The organism is Mycobacterium sp. 1164966.3, assembly GCF_001665395.1.
In the GTDB taxonomy this organism is placed as follows: Bacteria; Actinomycetota; Actinomycetes; order Mycobacteriales; family Mycobacteriaceae; genus Mycobacterium.
This window is the reverse complement of the sequence record NZ_LZSG01000056.1, coordinates 35,428-54,993: the sequence shown is the minus strand read 5'-3', so window position 1 is coordinate 54,993 and position 19,566 is coordinate 35,428. Positions and strand designations below refer to the sequence as shown.

At 66.0% G+C, this 19,566-nt stretch carries 17 protein-coding genes; 4 read left to right on the top strand and 13 right to left on the bottom strand.

Features of this window, described 5'->3' with window-relative positions; translation table 11 throughout:
- Window positions 1–41: 41 nt before the first annotated feature.
- The 7 genes from A9W99_RS20005 to glf form a co-directional block, all read right to left on the bottom strand.
- Complete coding sequence (locus tag A9W99_RS20005) at window positions 42–956, bottom strand: esterase family protein (protein WP_067382253.1); 915 nt, start codon at window positions 954–956, stop codon at window positions 42–44.
- Between the two features lie 190 nt (window positions 957–1,146).
- On the bottom strand, window positions 1,147–2,202 hold the full coding sequence (gene ag85A, locus A9W99_RS20000; RefSeq protein WP_067382154.1) for a diacylglycerol acyltransferase/mycolyltransferase Ag85A: 1,056 nt from the start codon (window positions 2,200–2,202) through the stop codon (window positions 1,147–1,149).
- Window positions 2,203–2,569: 367 nt separating this feature from the next.
- Complete coding sequence (gene aftB, locus A9W99_RS19995) at window positions 2,570–4,609, bottom strand: terminal beta-(1->2)-arabinofuranosyltransferase (RefSeq protein ID WP_082930115.1); 2,040 nt, start codon at window positions 4,607–4,609, stop codon at window positions 2,570–2,572.
- The gene (locus tag A9W99_RS19990; protein WP_067382151.1) at window positions 4,584–5,501 is read right to left on the bottom strand and encodes a decaprenyl-phosphate phosphoribosyltransferase; all 918 of its coding nucleotides are present in this window, start codon (window positions 5,499–5,501) and stop codon (window positions 4,584–4,586) included. Before A9W99_RS19990 ends, aftB begins: the two co-directional genes overlap by 26 nt.
- Complete coding sequence (locus tag A9W99_RS19985) at window positions 5,498–6,019, bottom strand: phosphatase PAP2 family protein (protein ID WP_067382148.1); 522 nt, start codon at window positions 6,017–6,019, stop codon at window positions 5,498–5,500. Before A9W99_RS19985 ends, A9W99_RS19990 begins: the two co-directional genes overlap by 4 nt.
- Window positions 6,012–7,919, bottom strand: a complete 1,908-nt coding sequence (locus tag A9W99_RS19980; protein WP_067382145.1) for a glycosyltransferase — start codon at window positions 7,917–7,919, stop codon at window positions 6,012–6,014. The genes A9W99_RS19985 and A9W99_RS19980 overlap by 8 nt, the downstream gene beginning before the upstream one ends.
- Before the next feature lie 82 nt (window positions 7,920–8,001).
- Window positions 8,002–9,198: a UDP-galactopyranose mutase gene (gene glf / locus A9W99_RS19975; RefSeq protein ID WP_067382142.1), complete on the bottom strand. Its 1,197-nt coding sequence runs from the start codon at window positions 9,196–9,198 to the stop codon at window positions 8,002–8,004.
- A gap of 267 nt (window positions 9,199–9,465) precedes the next feature.
- Here glf and A9W99_RS19970 point away from each other — a divergent pair, with 267 nt between their 5' ends.
- From A9W99_RS19970 to A9W99_RS27385, 3 genes are all read left to right on the top strand, one after another.
- Window positions 9,466–10,557: a PirG gene (locus tag A9W99_RS19970; protein WP_172828917.1), complete on the top strand. Its 1,092-nt coding sequence runs from the start codon at window positions 9,466–9,468 to the stop codon at window positions 10,555–10,557.
- 171 nt (window positions 10,558–10,728) lie between these two features.
- Window positions 10,729–12,363: an LGFP repeat-containing protein gene (locus A9W99_RS19965; protein ID WP_216639744.1), complete on the top strand. Its 1,635-nt coding sequence runs from the start codon at window positions 10,729–10,731 to the stop codon at window positions 12,361–12,363.
- Between the two features lie 43 nt (window positions 12,364–12,406).
- Window positions 12,407–14,335, top strand: coding sequence for an alanine racemase (locus tag A9W99_RS27385; RefSeq protein WP_067382134.1), 1,929 nt, complete (start codon window positions 12,407–12,409; stop codon window positions 14,333–14,335).
- 94 nt (window positions 14,336–14,429) lie between these two features.
- Here the strand turns inward: A9W99_RS27385 and A9W99_RS19955 are convergent, their stop codons facing one another.
- From A9W99_RS19955 to A9W99_RS19930, 6 genes are all read right to left on the bottom strand, one after another.
- Window positions 14,430–14,897, bottom strand: a complete 468-nt coding sequence (locus tag A9W99_RS19955) for a DUF350 domain-containing protein (protein WP_067382132.1) — start codon at window positions 14,895–14,897, stop codon at window positions 14,430–14,432.
- 26 nt (window positions 14,898–14,923) lie between these two features.
- Entirely contained in the window at window positions 14,924–16,099 is a 1,176-nt protein-coding gene (locus A9W99_RS19950; protein ID WP_067382129.1) for a glutathionylspermidine synthase family protein, read from the bottom strand.
- Window positions 16,096–16,833, bottom strand: coding sequence for a hypothetical protein (locus A9W99_RS19945; protein ID WP_253870096.1), 738 nt, complete (start codon window positions 16,831–16,833; stop codon window positions 16,096–16,098). The genes A9W99_RS19950 and A9W99_RS19945 overlap by 4 nt, the downstream gene beginning before the upstream one ends.
- Before the next feature lie 64 nt (window positions 16,834–16,897).
- Window positions 16,898–17,722, bottom strand: a complete 825-nt coding sequence (locus A9W99_RS19940) for a Cof-type HAD-IIB family hydrolase (protein WP_067382247.1) — start codon at window positions 17,720–17,722, stop codon at window positions 16,898–16,900.
- 28 nt (window positions 17,723–17,750) lie between these two features.
- On the bottom strand, window positions 17,751–18,545 hold the full coding sequence (locus A9W99_RS19935; RefSeq protein ID WP_067382125.1) for a 1-acyl-sn-glycerol-3-phosphate acyltransferase: 795 nt from the start codon (window positions 18,543–18,545) through the stop codon (window positions 17,751–17,753).
- Window positions 18,546–18,551: 6 nt separating this feature from the next.
- Window positions 18,552–19,319, bottom strand: a complete 768-nt coding sequence (locus tag A9W99_RS19930; protein ID WP_067382122.1) for a 1-acyl-sn-glycerol-3-phosphate acyltransferase — start codon at window positions 19,317–19,319, stop codon at window positions 18,552–18,554.
- Between the two features lie 20 nt (window positions 19,320–19,339).
- On the opposite strand from A9W99_RS19930, the gene A9W99_RS26695 reads away from it, so the two are divergent.
- Entirely contained in the window at window positions 19,340–19,480 is a 141-nt protein-coding gene (locus A9W99_RS26695) for a hypothetical protein (RefSeq protein WP_156623201.1), read from the top strand.
- Window positions 19,481–19,566 lie beyond the last annotated feature (86 nt).

The following is a 19,566-nucleotide window of genomic DNA, read 5'->3' as shown; positions in this document are numbered from 1 at the left end:
TGTAAGCGTTCTTCAGAGCCGGACGGTATGGCCCTGAGTGGTTACCGGATGGCGCCGGCGATGTCGCCCGACATGGCGCCCAGCTCGGCGCTCCACGATCCCCAGCCGTGGTCCCCGCCGGCCGGGAAGTCGAAGTGGCCGTTGTGTCCGCCGACGTTCCGATACTGCTGGTAGAAGGTCAGGCTGCTGCCCAGGGCTTGATCGGGAACGTCGATCATGGCCGCTTGGTCACTGGCCGTCTGGACCTTGGGCGCGAAGACCCAGACCCGGGTGTTGTTGGCGGCCAGCAACGACGCGTGGACCCACGGGTCATGCCACTTCCACCGACCCAGCTGTGGCGCGCCCCACATGCCGTTGCCGTCGACGCCGCCGTACTTTTGCAGCCCGGCCAGGATGGCACCGTTCAGGGTGGTTTCCGACGGGTACAGGAAGCCCGACATCGAGCCGGCGAAGCCGAACCGGTCGGGGTGGAAGGTGGCCAGCGCCATCGCGCCGTACCCGCCCTGAGCGGCACCGACGGCGCCGTGACCACCGGGCGCCAGGCCCTTGTTGGCGGCCAGCCAGTCAGGCAGCTCCTGGGACAGGAAGGTCTCCCACTGCTTGCTGCCGTCCTGCTCCCAGTTGGTGTACATGCTGTAGGCGCCGCCGGCGGGTGCCACCACCGAGATGCCCTTACCGGCCAGCGTGTTCATCGCGTTGCCCGCGGTGACCCAGTTGCTGACATCTGGACCAGCGTCGAAGGGATCCAGCAGGTACACGGCGTGCGGCCCGCCGGCCAGGAAGGCCACCGGGATGTCACGACCCATGGCTGCTGACGGCACCATCAGGGATTCATACCCTGCTGCCCTGGCCGTGCCGGTGGAACCAGCGGTAACCATGACACCGCCGATCCCGATCGACAGCACGGCAACGTAGAGCAGCCGCAGAACCGCCGACAGACGCCTAATGCCCCTCATGTCCACCTCCATGGGTCGATTGCTGTGTGAACCCTATCCAGCGCAACCGTTTCTTGACTAGTGAACAGGCGCGAGTCCTGGGCCAGCTCAACGGCTCAGGGTTCATACGCGACTGTGGGGCCTAGGTACGAAAACCTAAGGTTTCACGTACGTAAGCCCCACAGTCGGCAACCGATGATTCAGCAGACCCCTACGCGCCGTGGGTGGCACCGGTACCGCCGGCACCAGCCGCGGCGGCAGGCGGAGTACCGCCCCCACCCGGGGTGGCACCGAGCACGCGCTGCAGGTCAGGCTTCATCGCGTTGAGCTGCTGGCCCCAGTACTCCCAGCTGTGGGTTCCGTTGGCGTCGAAGTTGAACACCGCGTTGTGGCCACCAGCCGCGTTGTAGGCGTCCTGGAACTTGATGTTGCTGGTCCGCACGAAGCCCTCCAGGAACTTCGCGGGCAGGTTGTCGCCACCGAGTTCGGACGGCTTGCCGTTACCGCAGTAGATCCAGATGCGGGTGTTGTTGGCGACCAGCTTGCCCACCTGAAGCGACGGGTCGTTGCGCTGCCAGGCGGGGTCGTCCTTGGGACCCCACATGTCGGCGGCCTTGTAGCCGCCGGCGTCACCCATGGCGAGGCCGATCAGCGAGGGGCCCATCGCCTGCGACGGGTCCAGCAGCGCCGACAGCGAGCCGGCGTAGATGAACTGGTCGGGGTGGTAGGCCGCCAGGATCAGCGCCGAAGAACCGGCCATCGACAGGCCGACCGCCGCGCTGCCGGTTGGCTTGACCTGCCGCTGGCTCTGCAGGTACTGCGGCAGTTCGCTGGTCAGGAAGGTCTCCCATTTGTACGTGGTGCAACCGGCCTTACCGCAGGCGGGCTTGTACCAGTCGGAGTAGAAGCTGGACTGCCCGCCGACCGGCATGGCAACCGAGATACCCGACTGGTAGTACCACTCGAACGCCGGGGTGTTGATGTCCCAGCCGTTGAAGTCGTCCTGCGCGCGCATACCGTCGAGCAGGTAGAGCGCCGGCGAGTTGGGGCCACCGCTTTGGAACTGGACCTTGATCTCGCGGCCCATCGCGGCCGACGGCACCTGCAAGTACTCCACTGGCAGGCCGGGGCGGGAGAACGCCCCCGCAGTCGCAGTGCCTCCGACGGCGCCGATCAGACCCGACAGCAGGGCCGCACCGACGGCTCCCACCACGAGTCGGCGCGGCATGCCCGTCACGGCACCGCGAAACCTGTCAACAAGCTTCATTCGTTGCTTCCTCATCCTCGTAAGAGCATCCAAAGGGGGTTTGGGCGCATCCTGAACTAGGTCGGACTGCAAGCGTCGGACGCCGCAGTGCCCGTGTAGTCAATCACAACTTCGGGCGCCGGCTCGCATCGAGCGAGGCGCGCAAACCCTCATCCAGCGTTCGTGCACAGGCGTTTCCGGCTCGAAAATGGGCGGTCGGAACCGGCATTTCCGCATGTGCCCGGCCGTTGCCGCCTCCTGGTAAGCGCCCAGATGTGATTTTGCTGTCAATCTCTGCTCGCGCGCGGGATCCAGGGCCGCACCCGGCGGGTCGGAAAACATCCAAAAAATTTTGCCGGCGAAGCCCGCCACGCCGCACGCCACGCCGTCAATCGTGCGGCCGCGGCGGCCCCGTGTCGGGCACTTCGAGCCCGCACCTGACGAGTTCGTAGAGCGGAACACGGTCGATGCGATACATGGTGAATTCATAGGAGTTAACGAAATTCGACACGAACCGGTGCAGGGTCATCGGCCCACGCACCGAGTTCAGCACCGCCTTGGTCTCGGGGCATTGCAACGCCGCGACGGCTTCGGCGACCCATTGCTGATCGAGGTAGCCAGGAATCCCCGGATACACCTTCACCCACGGACCGTCGGCCACCACCCAGTCCGGGAAAAGGTTCTTGTCGTGGCCGATCCGGCCATGCTTGAGCCGATCGGTGTGCTGCGCAAGCGGATTCGCCAGCCCGATCTGGTCGATCACCCGGACGTCGAGCCCCACGTTCATGCCCAACATGCCGAGGTTGGTGAAAAACACTGCGTGCTGCGGCTTTTGGGCCGAGGGAATCCCCGTCGCGCTGCCCGGCGGGATCACCGGCACCAGATCCCACTGGGTGTAGTTGCCCGACGGCAGCAGCAACGCCCCCTCGGGAGTGTTGTTGATCGCGGTCAGGACGGCAGCCATCCTCGGGTAGTCGAGATAGTCGGCGGCGGTGAGCGGATGCGCGTGCCCGGTCGCCTGGGCATAGAAGCGGCGTTCGTCGACGATCCCGGAATAGGTGACGCGGGTGGCGTCGTCACCCATTCCGGGCGAGTTGGCCGCCCACAACGACCAGCCCGCGACACCGAGCCACAAGACCCCGGCCGCGGCGGCGGCCAGCCAGTTACCTGTCTCGCTGGTGAAATCTTTCTGGTCGGGAAGCGTCACCGGAATGACCGCCACCGGTGCCAGCAAACAAAATAGCGGCGCCAGCAAAACCCTGGCGTGCATGAAGTCGCCGCCCTGCCGGATCCAGTAGAGCGCCTGAAGGAGTCCGCTGACGAGGACGAAGGCCACCGCGGCCGGCGGGCTCTGCACGGCCCGGGCCAGCCTGCCGTAGTTCGGCGCCTCCAGCGGCCGCAGGAACGACGGCCGCCGTCGGGCCACCATCAACAGCAGCCCGAGCGGCACCAGCAGCACAACGGGCGCCCAAAGCGCATATGGCGCATTGAAATTCGACAGATACGTCATGCCCTGCGACCACTTGTCGCCGGCAGCGTCCTTGGCCAGAGCGGTTCCGGGCACCAGCAGGCCGTAGTAGCCCATCCGGAAGATCTGGTAAACGACCGGCAGAAAACCGCCCGCCACCACGATCAGCACCCGGCGCTGCCAGGTACGCGCCGCGATCAGCATCATGATCAGCGCCAGGCCGCCCATCAGGGCCAGCTCGGGCCGCACCAGCACGCTCAGCCCCGCGACAAAGGCCAGCGCGGCTAGGAACCACGGGTTGCCCGTGCGGTTGCGCAGCGGTTGCGACCAACAAACCATCATCCACCACAGCAAACCCAGATAGGCCAGCACCAGGCCGCTTTCCAGACCGGAGGTGGCGAAGTCACGCGCGGGTGGCAGCGCGATGTAGACCAAGGCACCGGCGGGCAGCATGATCGCCCTGCGGCCCCGCAGGCTGGGCGCATACAAGCGGCCCGCACCCAGCATCAGCAGGGCAACTCCCAGCAAAGAGAGCATCAGCGCCAGCGCCAGCGCCACGTATTCCATGCGCATCGGCCCGCCGACCCAACTGCCCACGTACATCAGATAGGTCCACAGCGTGGAGGTGTTGGCCTCTACCCGCTCGCCCTTGTTGAACACCGGACCGTTGCCGGCCAACAGGTTTCGCACGGTGCGCAGCACGATCAGCCCGTCGTCGGCGATCCAGCGGCGTTGCCACGCCCCCCAGCCGAACAAGACGACGACCACCGCCACGCTGCTCCACAGGCTGATTCGGACCACCCGGTGGTAGCGGAACACCGGCCGGACGGGCCGTCGGACCACCGGCCGGCGGCGCAGGACGGCCGGGTTCAGGTTCTTCAGGCCATCGAGGCGCAGCGGCCCGGTTACGGCCTTCAGGCGGGCGGATATCGGGCTAGCCGAAGGCAACGGCGGCTCCAACCGTTGCGATCCACGCCAAGAACAGGAACTGCAGGACCCGGTCGCGCAGCGCAATGTCCTCGGGCTCCCCGGCCAGGCCGCCGTCGACGTCCACCGCGTATCGCAGGATCGCGATGGTGAACGGCACCATCGTCACCGCGAACCAGGAGCCCGAGCCGTGGTCACGTTCAAAGGCCCACAACCCGTAGCACATCACCACGGCGGTGGCCGACAACGTCCACACGAATCGCAGATAAGTGCCCGTATAGCTTTCCAGGGATTTGCGGATGGCGGCCCCGGTACGTTCGGCGAGTTGCAGCTCGGCGTAGCGCTTGCCGGCACCCATGAACAAGGACGCGAACGCAGCGGAGAGCAGGAACCACTGGGACAGCGAGATGTCCGTCGCTGCACCGCCGGCGATGGCCCGCAGCAGATAGGCCGACGACAAGATGCAGATGTCAAGCACCGCTTGGTGTTTGAGGCCGAAACAGTAGGCCAGCTGCATGGCGATGTAGACCGCCATCACCACCGCCAGACTCGGCCTCAACCACCAGGCCAGGCCGAGTGACGCCACAGCGAGCCCCACGGCGAGCGCGTAGGCCAGCCACTCGGGCACCACGCCGGCGGCGATCGGGCGATACCGCTTGGTGGGGTGTTCGCGGTCGGCCTCGACGTCGCGGACGTCGTTGATCAGGTAGATGGACGACGCCGCCAGGCTGAACACTACGAAGGCGACGGCCACCTGGATTCCCAGCTGGCCGTAGTCGTAGCGGTGACCGCGGCCGGCCGCAGCCACCGGCGCGGCCAGCACCAGCACGTTCTTCACCCATTGCCGCGGGCGGATCGCTTTGATCACGCCGGTGACCAGGTTCCCCGGAGGTCTGGTCACCACGTGTTCATTCGTGTCACTCATGCCCTGCCCCTGTCGAGCCGGACGGCGGTGCCCGCCACCGCGGCGCCCAAGGCGATCCCGGCGGCGACGTCGCTGGGATAGTGCACCCCGGCCAACACCCGCGAGAGAGCCATCGGAGGCACCAGCACAATCGGCAGGGGCAGTCCGGTGGCGCGGCCCAAAAGGATTGCCGCGGCCGTGGTGGAGGTCGCGTGCGCCGACGGAAAGCTCAGCTGACTGGGTGTGCCGACGTTCACCGCGACGGCCGGATGGTTCGGCCGTTTGCGCCGCACCACCCGCTTGATCAGCACCGCCGCGGCATGCGCGACGAACGCCCCGGCCCCGGCCACCAGCCACTCCCGGCGGTGCCTCGGTATCAGCGCCGCCCCCAGCAGCGAGATGGCTACCCAGCCGATGCTGTGCTCGCCGAAATGCGACAGCCCACGGGCGGCGGTCAGCACGCCGGGCCGGTCGCCCAGCGCCGACTGAATGGCCACCATCGCGGCCACTTCGCCGCTCGGCGGCCCCGGTTCAGGCATTTCTCGGCTCGTGATTTGCTGCCGAGCCTGCCGGCAAGAGAGCCGTCTCCCACTTCTGTTTGCTGGATAGCACGGGCAATGCGTCCCGGTACACGCGGCGCATCTCGTCGAACCGCCGCGCCAGCCGGCGCTGACGGCGCAGCGACGCGAACAGCAGCGAGAACATCTTGGACCGATCGCGTTGCCGGTACACCACGCCGCAGCCGTCGGCCGTCGTGACGGTGACACCGTCGACGGTGCACAGCCGGAACCAGCGGGCGTCCTGAGTCGGCACGTTGTACTCCGGGCGCCGATGGTGGGCCGGGTCGGCGGCCTTGATGTTGTGCAGCGTTCCGCGGGCCAGCCGGTAGCCGATCACCAGTGGATTCACCGGCGGCTTCATCGCCTTGGTCTTGTGCAACGGCGCGGGCAGCTCGCTGGCGGCCGGCAGCACGACGGCGTCCGGAAATTCCTTGCGGATGCGATGCACTTCCGGCAGCGCCGATTCCAGGATCGAAAAGATGTGCTCGGGGCCGGCGAGGAAGTCGTCGATGGCTTTGTTCTGGATGGCCACGGTCGAATATTCCAGGCAGGCAAGATGTTTCAGGGTCGCCTTGAGGTGGCTGCGGATCAGGCCGCCGATGTCACCGTCCCAATGCATGGCCGCCACCACCAGCCGATTGCGCAGGTGGAAATAGGCCTGCCAGTCGATGGCGTCATCCTTGTCGCTCCAGGCCATGTGCCAGATCGCGGCACCGGGCAGGGTGACCGTCGGGTAACCGTTCTCGCCAGCGCGCAGGCCGTATTCGGCGTCGTCCCATTTGATGAACAGCGGTAGCGGCTGTCCCAGCTCCTCGGCGACCTGCCGCGGGATCATGCACGTCCACCAGCCGTTGAAGTCGACATCGATGCGCCGGTGTAGCAGCGCGCTGCGCTCGGTCTTGTCGTTCAACGGGTGTTCGGCGAAGTTGTGGTCGTACTCGGCGTGCGGGGCGGCGGTCCACATGAAGTTCGACTGGTTGACGACCTCGCCCATGATGTGCAGGTGTGACGGCTCCTGCAGGTTGAGCATCTGACCGCCGATCAGCATCGGCGTCTTGGCGAAGCGGTTCATCGCCAGGACGCGCAGGATCGTGTCTGGCTCGATGCGGATATCATCGTCCATGAACAGAATCTGTTGGCAGTCAGTGTTTTTCAACGCCTCATACATCACCCGGCTGTAGCCGCCGGAACCGCCGAGATTGGGCTGGTCGTGCATGGAGAGCCGATCACCCAACCCCGCGGCCGCTGCCGGAAAATCGGGGTGATCGCGCACCTTGCGGACGCCCTGATCCGGCACGATCACCGCACCAATTACCTTGTCCACCAATGGATCCGCGGTGAGGTCAGCTAGCGCATTGACACAGTCGGCGGGGCGGTTGAAGGTCGGAATACCGACGGCAATGTTGGCCGTGCCAGGAGCAGGTTCCGTCGCGTACCACCCTCCACTCACCAAATTGACCGCGGTGTCGGTAGTGATGTCGAACCAGATCCAGCCGCCGTCCTCGAACGACTTGAGCGGCACCTCTATCTCGACGATGGCCGGCTGATCGTCGGTGCCCACGAACTGGCGGCCCTCCACAGAGATCCGCACCCCGGTCGCCTTGGTCCGGTACACATCGACGCGGCCGGTTCCGGTCAGTTCGACGCGCAACACCACCGACTTGCAGATCGTCCAGCGTCGCCAGTAGCTGGCCGGGAACGCGTTGAAGTATGTGGCGAACGAGACCTCGGACTCTTTGCCGATCTCCAGCGAGGTGCGGCTGGTCGCGTGCGCGCGCCGGGAGTTGGTGGCCGACTCCTCCAGGTACAGCTTGCGCACGTCGAGGGGTTCACCGGGTCTCGGCAGGATGATCCGGGACAGCAGGCTCACCGCAGTCATTGGCGCCGCTCCTTCTCATCGCTGCGTCCCCCTCGCAGCTGCGCGGCTGGGGGCGCCCCCACTACATCGTCGCCGGCGCGGCTCATTCGCGCCCACCCTCACCGACCAGGGGGGCGCCGTCGCGCAGGTGCGGCGCGAGGACGTTGTCGTACATATTCAGAGCGCTGGCAATGGCCATGTGCATGTCCAGATATTGATAGGTGCCCAGCCGTCCGCCGAACAGTACCTTCGATGACGCGGTCTCGGACTTAGCCCTCGCCCGGTAGGCGGCCAACAGGGCGCGATCGGCCTCGGTATTGATCGGATAGTAGGGCTCGTCGTCGTCATCGGCGAACCGGGAGTACTCCCGCATGATCACCGTCTTGTCGGTCGGGTAGTCGCGTTCGGCGTGGAAGTGCCGGAACTCGTGGATGCGGGTGTAGGGCACGTCGAGGTCGTTGTAGTTCATCACCGGCGTGCCCTGGAAATCCCCGATCGGTAGCACCTCCACCTCGAAGTCCAGTGTGCGCCAGCCCAGTCGGCCTTCGGCGTAGTCGAAGTACCGATCGAGGGGGCCGGTGTAGATCACCGGCGCATCGGGACTGTCGGCGCGCAGCTGTTCGCGGACGTCGAACCAGTCGGTGTTCAGCCGCACGTCGATGCGGTCGTCGGCGGCCATCCTGGTCAGCCAGGCCGTGTAGCCGTCGGCCGGCAGGCCCTCGTAGGTGTCGCTGAAGTACCGGTTGTCGAAGGTGTAGCGCACCGGCAACCGGGTGATGTTGGCCGCCGGCAGCTCCTTGGGGTCGGTCTGCCACTGCTTGGCGGTGTAACCCTTGACGAACGCCTCGTAGAGCGGCCGCCCGATCAAAGAGATGGCCTTCTCCTCGAGGTTCTGCGCGTCGGCGGTGTCGATCTCGGCGGCCTGCTCGGAAATGAGCGCTCGTGCCTCGTCAGGGGTGAAGTACCGGCCGAAGAACTGCGAGACCAGGCCCAGTCCCATCGGGAACTGGTAGGCCTGGCCGTTGTGCATGGCAAACACCCGGTGCTGGTAGTTGGTGAATTCGGTGAACTGGCGCACGTAGTCCCACACCCTCTTATTAGAGGTGTGGAACAGGTGGGCACCGTACTTGTGGACCTCGATGCCGGTCTGCGGCTCCGCCTCGGAGTACGCGTTGCCACCGATGTGCGGGCGGCGCTCGACGACGAGCACGCGCTTCCCGAGTTGAGTAGCCGCGCGCTCGGCCACCGTCAAGCCGAAGAATCCGGAACCGACGACGAATAGGTCGAAACGAGCTGTCATCGGTTGCCTAGGGTATCCGACCTTGCTGCCAAAACCCGATTTGACAACTCGCGGCAGGCCGACTTCTGCCGCTGCGAAGTGCCGTCGGACCGCCACATCTCAATGCAACAGGCAAGGTCGCGATTGCCTCACGATTCGATATCGCCACTCTAGTCACAGCAAGCACACTCGTACCATCGATCGTGTGAGGTTCACGCCGTGCATGACGGGCAGAGACGGACCGCACAACACATAGTCCCGATTGAGGGCCAGATTGAGGAGACTTCCGTGCCGAACCGACGCCGACGCAAGCTTTCTACAGCCTTGAGCGCGGCCGCCGCCCTGGCAGTCGCAAGTCCTTGCGCATATTTTCTTGTTTACGAATCGACCGCGACCAGCAAGCCGACCGAGCACCACGACTTCAAGCAGGCCGCTCAGATCAGCGACCTGCCCAATGAGCTGATCGGCGCCCTGTCGCAGGGGCTGTCGCAGTTCGGCATCAACTTGCCGAACGTGCCGAGCATCACCGGGGGCGGCGGCGCCAGTCCGAGCTTGGCCAGCCCCGCCCTGACCAGCCCCCTGACCCCCGGCCTGACCAGCTCGCCTGGCCTGACCAGCCCCGGTCTGACCGGTACGCCTGGCCTGACCAGTCCGGGCCTGACCGGGACGCCCGGTTTGACCAGTCCGGGTCTGACCGGTACTACGCCGGGTTCGCTCGCCACGCCTGGCGGCCCTCTGACGCCGACGGCGCCGACGCCAGCCGCAGGGGTGAACCCCGCACTACCGAACCCCGCGCTGACCAGTCCGGCCGGCGTGGCACCGGGCGTGGCGACTCCGGGGGCTGCGAATCCGGCGATAGGCTCGCCGATCGCCGCTCCTGGTGAGGTGCCGATCACCTCGCCGGGAGCCGGATTGGACCCGGGGGCCGACGGCACCTACCCGATCCTGGGCGACCCGTCGTCGCTGGGCGGACTGCCGGGGACTTCTCCCGCCGCGGCCGCCGCACCAAGCGGTGGCGGCGGGCTGGTCAACGACCTGATGCAAGCCGCCAACCAGCTGGGCGCCAGTCAGGCCATCGACCTGCTCAAGGGCATGGTGTTGCCGGCGATCACGCAGGGCATGCAGGGCGGCGCCGCAGGTGCGCCGGGTGCCGGCCTGCCGGCCGGTGGCATCCCGGCGCCGTCGTTGCCCGCGGGCTTGCAGGGTGCCGGACTGCCCGGCGCTGCGCTCCCGGGTGCTGCGGGCGCACTACCGGGCGCCGCGCTACCGGGTGCGGCGGGCGCTGCCGGCGCCCTACCAGCCGCTGCCGGCCTTCCCGCCGCGGCGGGGGCCGTGCCCACCCTGACGTCCGCGCCAGTCGAGGCCCTGCCCACGAGCTAAGAGATAACGGGACTTGTCACCTGACGGCACCGCAGAGTCGCACTGAAGCCGGTATCTGACAATCCGGCCAGCAACAATCTCTGCGGTGCCGTCGAACAGCCCTCGCATTTTCTGCGCCGATATACCGTGTCGGCTCAGAAATAACAATAGGCACACGCGTAACATCGCCTGGTGCCGTCTCGCAGCCGCGCACCCACGATGTTGCTGACCGCTATCGCGGCGACCGTCGTGATCGTCACGTGGCTGGTGGGCGCGATCCGCCAAAGCCCTCCTGAGGCACCTCCGGCCGACGACACCCTCCTTTCCGAGCGGCCGCTGGTCGGGCTCGGCGGCGGTGTGACGATTCGCGAGCTCACCCAAGACACACCGTTCTCTCTGGTCGCGTTGACCGGCGACTTGACCGGCACCTCGACGCGGGTGCGCGCGCAGCACTCGGACGGTTCCTGGGGGCCCTGGTACCAGACCGAGTATCAAACCTCAGCGCCCGACTCACCGGGCTCGGACGAGCCGCGCGGACCGGGCAGCACCGATCCGGTGTTCGTCGGCTCGACCAAGGCGGTGCAGATCGCGGTCACTCGACCCATCGATGCGGTGGTGACGCGAGCGCCGGCGGGACCGCCGAATGCCGGCAAGCCCGGCCTGGGATATCGGCCGGCGACCAAGGAAGAGCCCATTGGGCAGACGCTCTCCGCCATCCTCATCTCCCCGCCGCAAGCGCCTGCCGGATCGCATTGGACGGCACCGTCCACGGCTGTGCTGCCCGGTCAGGTCCCCAACATCATCAGCCGCGCCGAGTGGGGCGCCGACGAGTCACTTCGGTGCGGAACGCCTCAGTACGACAACGGAATTCGCGCCGCGGTAGTCCACCACACGGCGGGCAGCAACGACTACTCGCCGCAAGAGTCGGCGGGGATCGTCAAGGCCATCTACACCTACCACAGCAAGACACTGGGCTGGTGCGACATCGCGTACAACGCGCTCGTCGACAAATACGGGCAGGTGTTCGAGGGCAGTGCCGGCGGACTCACCAAACCGGTCGAGGCTTTCCACACCGGCGGATTCAACCGCGGCACCTGGGGTGTGGCCATGATCGGCAACTTCGACGACGTTCCGCCCACGTCGCTGCAGATCCGCGCCGTGGGGCGGCTGCTGGGCTGGCGGCTGGGAATGGACAACGTCGACCCCAAGGCAACGGTGGAACTCGTGTCGGCCGGCAGTCACTTCACCACATTTCCGGTCGGGGCGGTGGCGAAGTTGCCCACCATCTTCACCCACCGCGACGTCGGCAACACCGACTGCCCGGGCAATGCGGCGTACGCACTGATGGACGAGATCCGGGATATCGCATCGCATTTCAATGACCCGCCCGAGGAGCTGATCAAGGCACTGCAGGGTGGCGCGATCTACGAACACTGGCAGGCGATCGGCGGCATGAACAGCGTGCTGGGCGCCCCGACGTCGACAGAGGAGACGGGGCTGGGCGCAAGCCGTTTTGTCACGTTCGCCAAGGGCGCGATGTACTGGTCGCCCGGCATCGGCGCCGAGCCGGTCACCGGCGCGATCTACGACGCGTGGGCCTCACTGAGCTACGAGCGTGGTCCGCTCGGGTTGCCCACCAGCGCCGAAATCCAAGAGCCGCTCCGGATCACGCAGAACTTCCAGCACGGGACGTTGAACTTCGAGCGCCTCACCGGCAACGTCACCGAGGTGGTAGACGGCATCACCACGTCGCTGTCGACGGAACCCCCCAGCGGCCCGACGGTCCCGTCCGAACACTTCTCGGTTCCGACGCACCCGGCCGGCTAGGGCCGCACCGCCCGGTGCGACGACCCGTATTACGCTGCGACCTGTGCCCGAGACGCCGTATCTGACCATCGATCTCGATCGGGTACGGGAGAACCTCCGCAAGCTGCAATCGGCTCTGCCCGCCGCGCGGATCCGCTACGCCGTCAAGGCGAATCCGGCCGAACCCGTCCTGCGGCTGCTCGCGGGCGAGGGCGCGGAGTTCGACGTCGCATCCGTCGGCGAGGTCGACGCGTGTGCGAATGCGGGTGTCGACGGCGGTCTGCTGACGTTCGGCAACACCGTCAAAAAGCCTTCTGAGGTAGCTCGCGCGCATTCGCGCGGGGTACGCCGGTTCGCGTTCGACACCGAAGACGGGGTGGCCACGATCGCCGCACATGCCCCCGGCTCTGCGGTGGAATGCCGTATCGCGCCGACGTTTCCGTCGTCGGTAACGCCGTTCGGACACAAGTTCGGGTGCTCTCCCGCCGATGCCGCCGCCTTACTGGATCACGCCCGCGGATTGGGACTGCGAGCGGAGGGGGTGTGCTTCCATGTCGGCTCACAACAATTGGACCCTTCTGCTTGGGACCTTGGTATACGCTGTGCTGCAACTATTTTCGAAACGCTCGATGGGCTTTCGACGATCAATATCGGCGGTGGGTTCCCGCTGCCGTATGCGACCGGTGCGCCCGAACTCGAAGTGGTGGCCGAGTCGATCTTGTCCGCGCTGACACGCTATTTCGGCTCCAGCCCACCGAGGCTTGTGGTGGAACCGGGACGGGTGATCGTCGGTTCGGCCGGCTTGATCCACTCCGAGGTGGTGTCGGTTCGCGCCGGCACCGATGGCAAGCGCTGGGTGTACCTCGATATCGGCCGCTACGGCGGCCTCGCAGAAACCGAGAACGAGTACATCCGATACCGGCTACGGACCGACCGCGACGGTGATCCCGTCGGCGATGCCGTGCTGGCCGGGCCGACCTGCGACGGCGATGATGTGCTCTACCAACGGTATCCGCTGCCGGTCACGCTAACCGCCGGTGACCGTGTCGAAATCGAGGACGCCGGCGCCTACACCGCCAGCTATGCGTCGACGGACTTCAATGGATTCCCCCCGTTGCTAACGTATTTCGAAGGACAAGCCCCGGCCGCAGATGTGGTCGAACCGATCGCAGCTGGCATAACCCGAAGCTGGCATCTGTCCGAGGTCATTTGCGACGCGCGCACCGAGTTCCAGCATCTGGTGATCGGGCGCACGACTCAGGGTGTGGCGCTGTTCAGCGACGGCGAGCGGCAGAGCACCGATTTCAGTCAACTCGTCTACCACGAGGCCCTGTTGGTGCCGGCGTTGCTGCTGGCGGACAAGATCGAACGGGTGCTTGTCATCGGCTCCGGAGAAGGGGTGGTGAGTCAGCTGGCGGTGGCAGCCGGCGCCACACATGTCGACCATGTCGACATCGACCGCGAAGCGGTGCGGCTGTGCGCGGAGCACCTGCCCTACGGCTATACGAGCGACGAATTACGTAGGGCGGAAGGCGGAATCGGCCCTGTCACCATGCTTTACTGCGACGGATCGAGCTTTGCCGAGCGGTGCACTGCCCGCTACGACATCGTCGTTGTCGACCTTCCCGACGAGCGTACCGAGCCCGCGCAGCATAACCGGCTATATGCAGGCGACTTCCTGCGAACGTGCCGTGGTATCGGTAGCGTCGTTGTCTTCCAGGCCGGCTGCCCGACACTGTGGCGCAACGCGTCCCTGCAGTCGTCGTGGCGGCGATTTCACGAAACCTTCGACACCGTCGTCTATTTCGGCAGCGACGAGCACGAATGGGCGTTTCTGTCCGGGCTGGCCGGATTCACCGGGGACCCCGTTGCGGTCATGTCCGCGCGGTTGGCGACGCTGCCGTACCAACCGCTGACCATCGATGCCGACTCGCTGGTCGCTGCTACGGTCCCACCAAAGACATTGCGGGACATGGGCTGTGGCCGGCAATAGCATCCCGCTACACCGCCGGCCACTTTCATCACCGGAGAAGAGGCGCGTGCCGGCTCAGAGATGTGATAGCGCCGGTACGCCGCGCGTGCACCGATTACAGAATCGCCACCGCAACCACAATGCCAAGTGCGAACTGCGAGGCCGCGACCATGAGTGAGTCATAGCTGAACTCATCCGACTCGAACAATGAGTTCATGTCGATCCCGATCACAAGCGTGGCGATCCGCATCATCACCACCTGCGCGATGATCCCAACGATCCCGAAAATGGCTGACCCCACCAGCCCTTCGACCAGCTTGCCCGAAGACGCGTATATCGCCAGCACCACGATCAGCGCCATGCTGACCATGCCCGCGGCGGCGACGACAATAGCGTTCGGCTTTCCCGCGTCGACCATCTTGCGCAATGGCCCCGGAGTGGTGAGGTCGATTGCGTAGAACCCGACGATCATCAGCACCAGGCCGACGATCGAGTACAAAATGATCGCGTAGACCCCGCGGCCCAGCACATTCCAGTAACCCGCGTCCCAGTAGCCCGACAGCGCAACGCTAGTTGTCGTCATCGATGATCAACTCCATTCATTGCCAGTTATTGCCCGTTATTCAGTGGAATCCGGTGCGGGACAAAAGCTGCGCCGTCGTCGGTCACTAATCCGGCGGTTTCGCGGATGCCGAGCCCGGCCGCCGAATCGCCGACGAGCCAGGCGCCCAACGCGGGTCGCATGTCGTCGAACTCGGGCAGTGGATCCAGCAGTTGGTAGACGAACCCCTCTTCGCCGTAGACCCCGCCGGTAGCGGTCTCGAGTCCGGCCCCGACGATGGTGATGTTCGCGCCTTCGCGGCCGAGCTTGGGCTTGCGCACGTATTCGGTCAGCTCGTGCGGGTCGTCAAGGTAAGCCGGCAGCAGGTTGGGGTGGCCGGGGTACATCTCCCACAGCACAGCCAGGATCGCCTTGTTGGACAACAGCGTCTTCCACAGCGGTTCGACCCACATGGTCTGCGGCAGGCTGGCAGCGACGTGCCTGCCGAACTCGTCGTCAAGCACCCACTCCCAGGGGTAAAGCTTGAAGACGGCGTGGATCGGGTCCTCTTCCAAGTCGACGAACCGTTCCAGCGCCGAATCCCAACCGAGGTCTTCGATCATCAACCCGATCGTCTGAAAACCCGCTTCGGCGGCGGTTTCCTGCATGTAGGTGGTGGTGATCTGGTCCTCGCCGGTCGCTTCCACACCCGACCAGGTGAAGTGCAGCTCGGCGCTGGGCAGCGCATCACCGACCACCTTCCAGCGATCAACCAGCTGCTCGTGCAACGAGTTCCATTGGTCGTCGTCCGGGAATTTGTCCTTGAGCCAATACCACTGCAGGATCGCGGCTTCCAGCAGCGTGGTTGGCGTATCGGCGTTGTACTCCAGCAGCACCGCCGGCCTGCGACCGTCATAGCGCAAGTCGAATCGGCCGTACACGTGTGGGTCTGAGCGGCGCCAAGATTCGGCGACGGCTTGCCAACTCCATTCCGGCAGACCGAAATCCGCGTACCGCTCCATCAACACCACTTGCTCGACGGCGTTGAGGCACATCGAGTGCAGCAATTCGACGTCGGCTTCCAGCGCCAGGATCTCGTCCATGTCGAATTCGTAGTAGACCGACTCGTCCCAATAGGGACGGTCCCTGCCCCGCGCGTCACGAGCCGGCGTACCGTACACCAGCCCTTGCGATTCGACGATCGAACGCCACTTGGGGCGCGGGTCTGTGCGGCAGCGCTTCACGAACCGCCGCCCCTGCTTCCGCCGAATTTGCCGCCCAGGCCGCCGCGCTGAATGGTGGTGCCCGACCGCGTCTTGATCGTCGGCCCCGACGGTCGCGTCGTCGTGCCGCCGAACGGTCGCGCACCGATGCCGCCCGAGCTGCCGTAGTAGTACCGGTACTGATGTCCTCCGTAGTAGAAGAAGCCGTTGAGGCCAGACGTGTGTCCGGTGCAGTAGCTGTCCGGCACGATCACCGGCTGGCCATTCGGGTCGTCGCGCACGCATTGCGCGTAGACGGTGGGTGACGACAATGCCCAATATCCGAGGCCCGCCACCACGCCCACCACCCCGACGCCGGCGCCGGCGCCGATCAGTCGGCGGTTCCGCTTCTTCCGCTTCTCCTCCGCGGCGAGGCGCGCCTCTTCGATCTCGCGCTGCTTCTTCTCGTACTTCTCCCGGGCACGCAGTTCGGCGGGCGTCGCCGGGCGCGGCCGCGTGGTCGCGGCATCCTGAGACTTCATGCTGCCGCCGGATGCGAAGGTGCCGGGTTCGTCCGGCTCCGTCTCCCCCGCCCCCGATGACAGCCACACCGGGTTCACCGGCTGGGGTTGCTCCCCAAAGGCAGGGATCGGCGGCAGCGAGATGGCGGGGTCCTGACTCGCGCCAGGGATCGGCGGCAGCGACTTGGGAAACGCCGATTCCTCGTCCGAGCCGCCCCGTTCATTCCGGCTTTCCGGCGGCGGGTCTTCTGGCACGACCGGCAGTCTCCCACATTGCCGCATCGTTGGGCGATAGCGAAACCAGACCTGATCGCAGGATCTATTGCCACCATCGCTCGAGCACCCGCGCGACACCGTCGTCGGTGTTGGGTGCGGTCACCTCGTCCGCGGCGCTCAGCACATCGGGATGGGCATTGCCCATGGCCACGCCCAAGCCTGCCCGCACCAGCATCGGCAGGTCGTTGGGCATGTCGCCGAACGCCAGCACCTCGCCATCGGTTATCCCCAGCGGGGCGGCGACCTCCGCTACACCGCTGGCCTTGCTGATTCCCGACGGCACGATCTCTACCAGCCCGTTGTTGGTCGAGTAGGTGATTTCGCCTTCGGTTCCCATGTGCTTGACCAATTCGGCGGCCATGTCCGAGCTGCGGGCACCACTCTTGCGGATCAGCAACTTGATCGCCGGCGCGCTGAGCAGGTCCGGGATAGAGACCTCGGTGTTGTCCGGATTGAGCCAGGCGTGCTCGTAGCCCGGCGAGCTGACGAACTGCGGCGTCGCGGTGTCGTGGGCGCGCTCACCGATGCGCTCGACGGCCAGCCCGGCGCCAGGAATGGCCTGGGTTGCGATCTCAGCCAACTCGGCCAGCGCGGCTACGGACAGCGTGCGCGCCGTGATCACCCGGTCCGTCGACGGATCGTAGATGACCGCACCGTTGGCGCACACCGCCATGGGTGCGAAACCGAGCGCGTTGACGACCGGGCGCACCCACCGTGGCGGACGGCCGGTCGCGAGGATGAAGTGCGCACCTCCACCTACTGCGGCGTGCACCGCCGCGCGGGTCCGCGGACTGATGGTTTCGTCGTCGTCGAATAAGGTGCCGTCGACGTCGCAGGCGATGAGCGCTGGCGGCGGTGGTGTCGTCAGGACTGTTCGCCTTCGCTGCGAAGTTCCGTCATCCGGAAGATCGGTTCTGCCATGGCTTCTCCTGCTGCGTCTGCACCGGATGCTGGGCACGGCCGGCCGCTTTGGCCGCCAGCTCTTCAGCCTCCGTCTGAGCCGCTTCCTCCAGCGTCGGGGCGCCGCCTCCCAGCCGGCGCGGCACCCAGTACTCGCCGCCCGGATGAGGGTAACGCTGCTGCACCTGGTCCAGCAGCGCGGTCATGGACTCCCGCAGCGCTGCATTGGTCGTGGGGATGTCCGAGGCGGGCCGCAACGGCACCCCCACCTGTACCGCTACGGGTATCTTCTTGCGGCCCAATTGCCTTGGATGATCCTTGGTCCAAATCCGCTGTGCACCCCAGACAATCATGGGGACGATCGGCACATCCGCCTCGACGGCCATTCGCGCCGCACCGGACTTGAATTCCTTGAGCTCGAAGCTGCGGCTGATGGTGGCCTCCGGATAGACGCCGACCAGCTCTCCTTCGCGTAGCCGCTGCACCGCGGCGGTGTACGCGCCCGCCCCGGCTCCCCGGTCAACCGGGATGGTCTTGGTGTGCTTGATCAGGAAGTTGACCACCTTCACCTCTTGCATCTCGGCCTTGATCATGAACCGCATCCGCCGGCCCCGGTGATACACCGCCAGCGCCGCCGGTAACCAATCGACGTAGCTGGTGTGGTTGATCGCGATCACGGCCCCGCCGTGGTCAGGGATGTTCTCTTCGCCGGTGTAGGTGATCGGGGTGCCGTTGGCCCTGACGAGCAGCCGGGCAACTATCTCGAGCGTGCGATAGACCGGTTCCGCCATCGGCCACTACTCCGGCGCTCCGGCCCGCTGATTGCGGCGTGCCGCCCGTCTCAATGCTTCCTCATGGTCCAAGCGGGCCGCCTCAGCCATCGACGGGGCACCCCCGCCGAGCCGGTGCGGCACCCAGAACTCCCCTGCCGGATGCGGCCCGTACTGCTCTTGCGCCCTCTCCAGCAGGTGCTGCATCCGTGAATGCAGCAGCCCTTTCAGTTCCTCGATGCCCAGCGTCGGCTCGATCGGCTCCCCCACCAGCACCGTGATCGGCACCTTCGGCCTGAACAGCTTCTTGGGGTGGTCCTTGGTCCAGATCCGCTGCGCACCCCAGATGATGTGCGGAATGATGGGCACCCCGGCCTCGACCGCCATCCGGGCAGCGCCTGTCTTGAACTCCTTGATCTCGAAGCTGCGGCTGATCGTCGCTTCGGGATACACGCCGACCCATTCACCGTCTTTCAGGTTCTTGACCGCGGCTTCATAGGAGGCGGCTCCGGATGCGCGGTCCACCGGTATGTGTCGCAGGCTGCGCATGATCGGGCCGGTGATCTTTTGGTCGAACACCTCCTGCTTGGCCATGAATCGCACCTTGCGGCCAAGTCCCTGCTGGTAGGCGGGCAAACCGGCGAGCATGAAGTCCAGGTAGCCGGTGTGGTTGATCGCGATGACGGCGCCCCCGCTGGCAGGCAGGTTCTCCACGCCGATGACGGTGATCTTCAGGCCCTGTATACGAAAGGCCAAACGGGCAAGCTGAATGACGGTCGCGTATACCGGTTCCACAGAAATTCAGCCTAATGCTCATGTCCGCACCGCGCCCGAAGTGGTGGAAAGAGGGTGCCGCTGGTGTTCTGCCAGGGCGACGCATGCGGGCTCACACGCTGGTCGATGACGCCATGCTGCTGCACCGGCCGTGGCAGGCCGCGGACGAAACCTCCGGTTAAACTCGACGGGGCGCGCTGCGCCGACACCGATCAGTGTCCCGAAAGGTACCCTCTTTCTCCGAAAAGGTACCTGCTTTCTCGAAAGG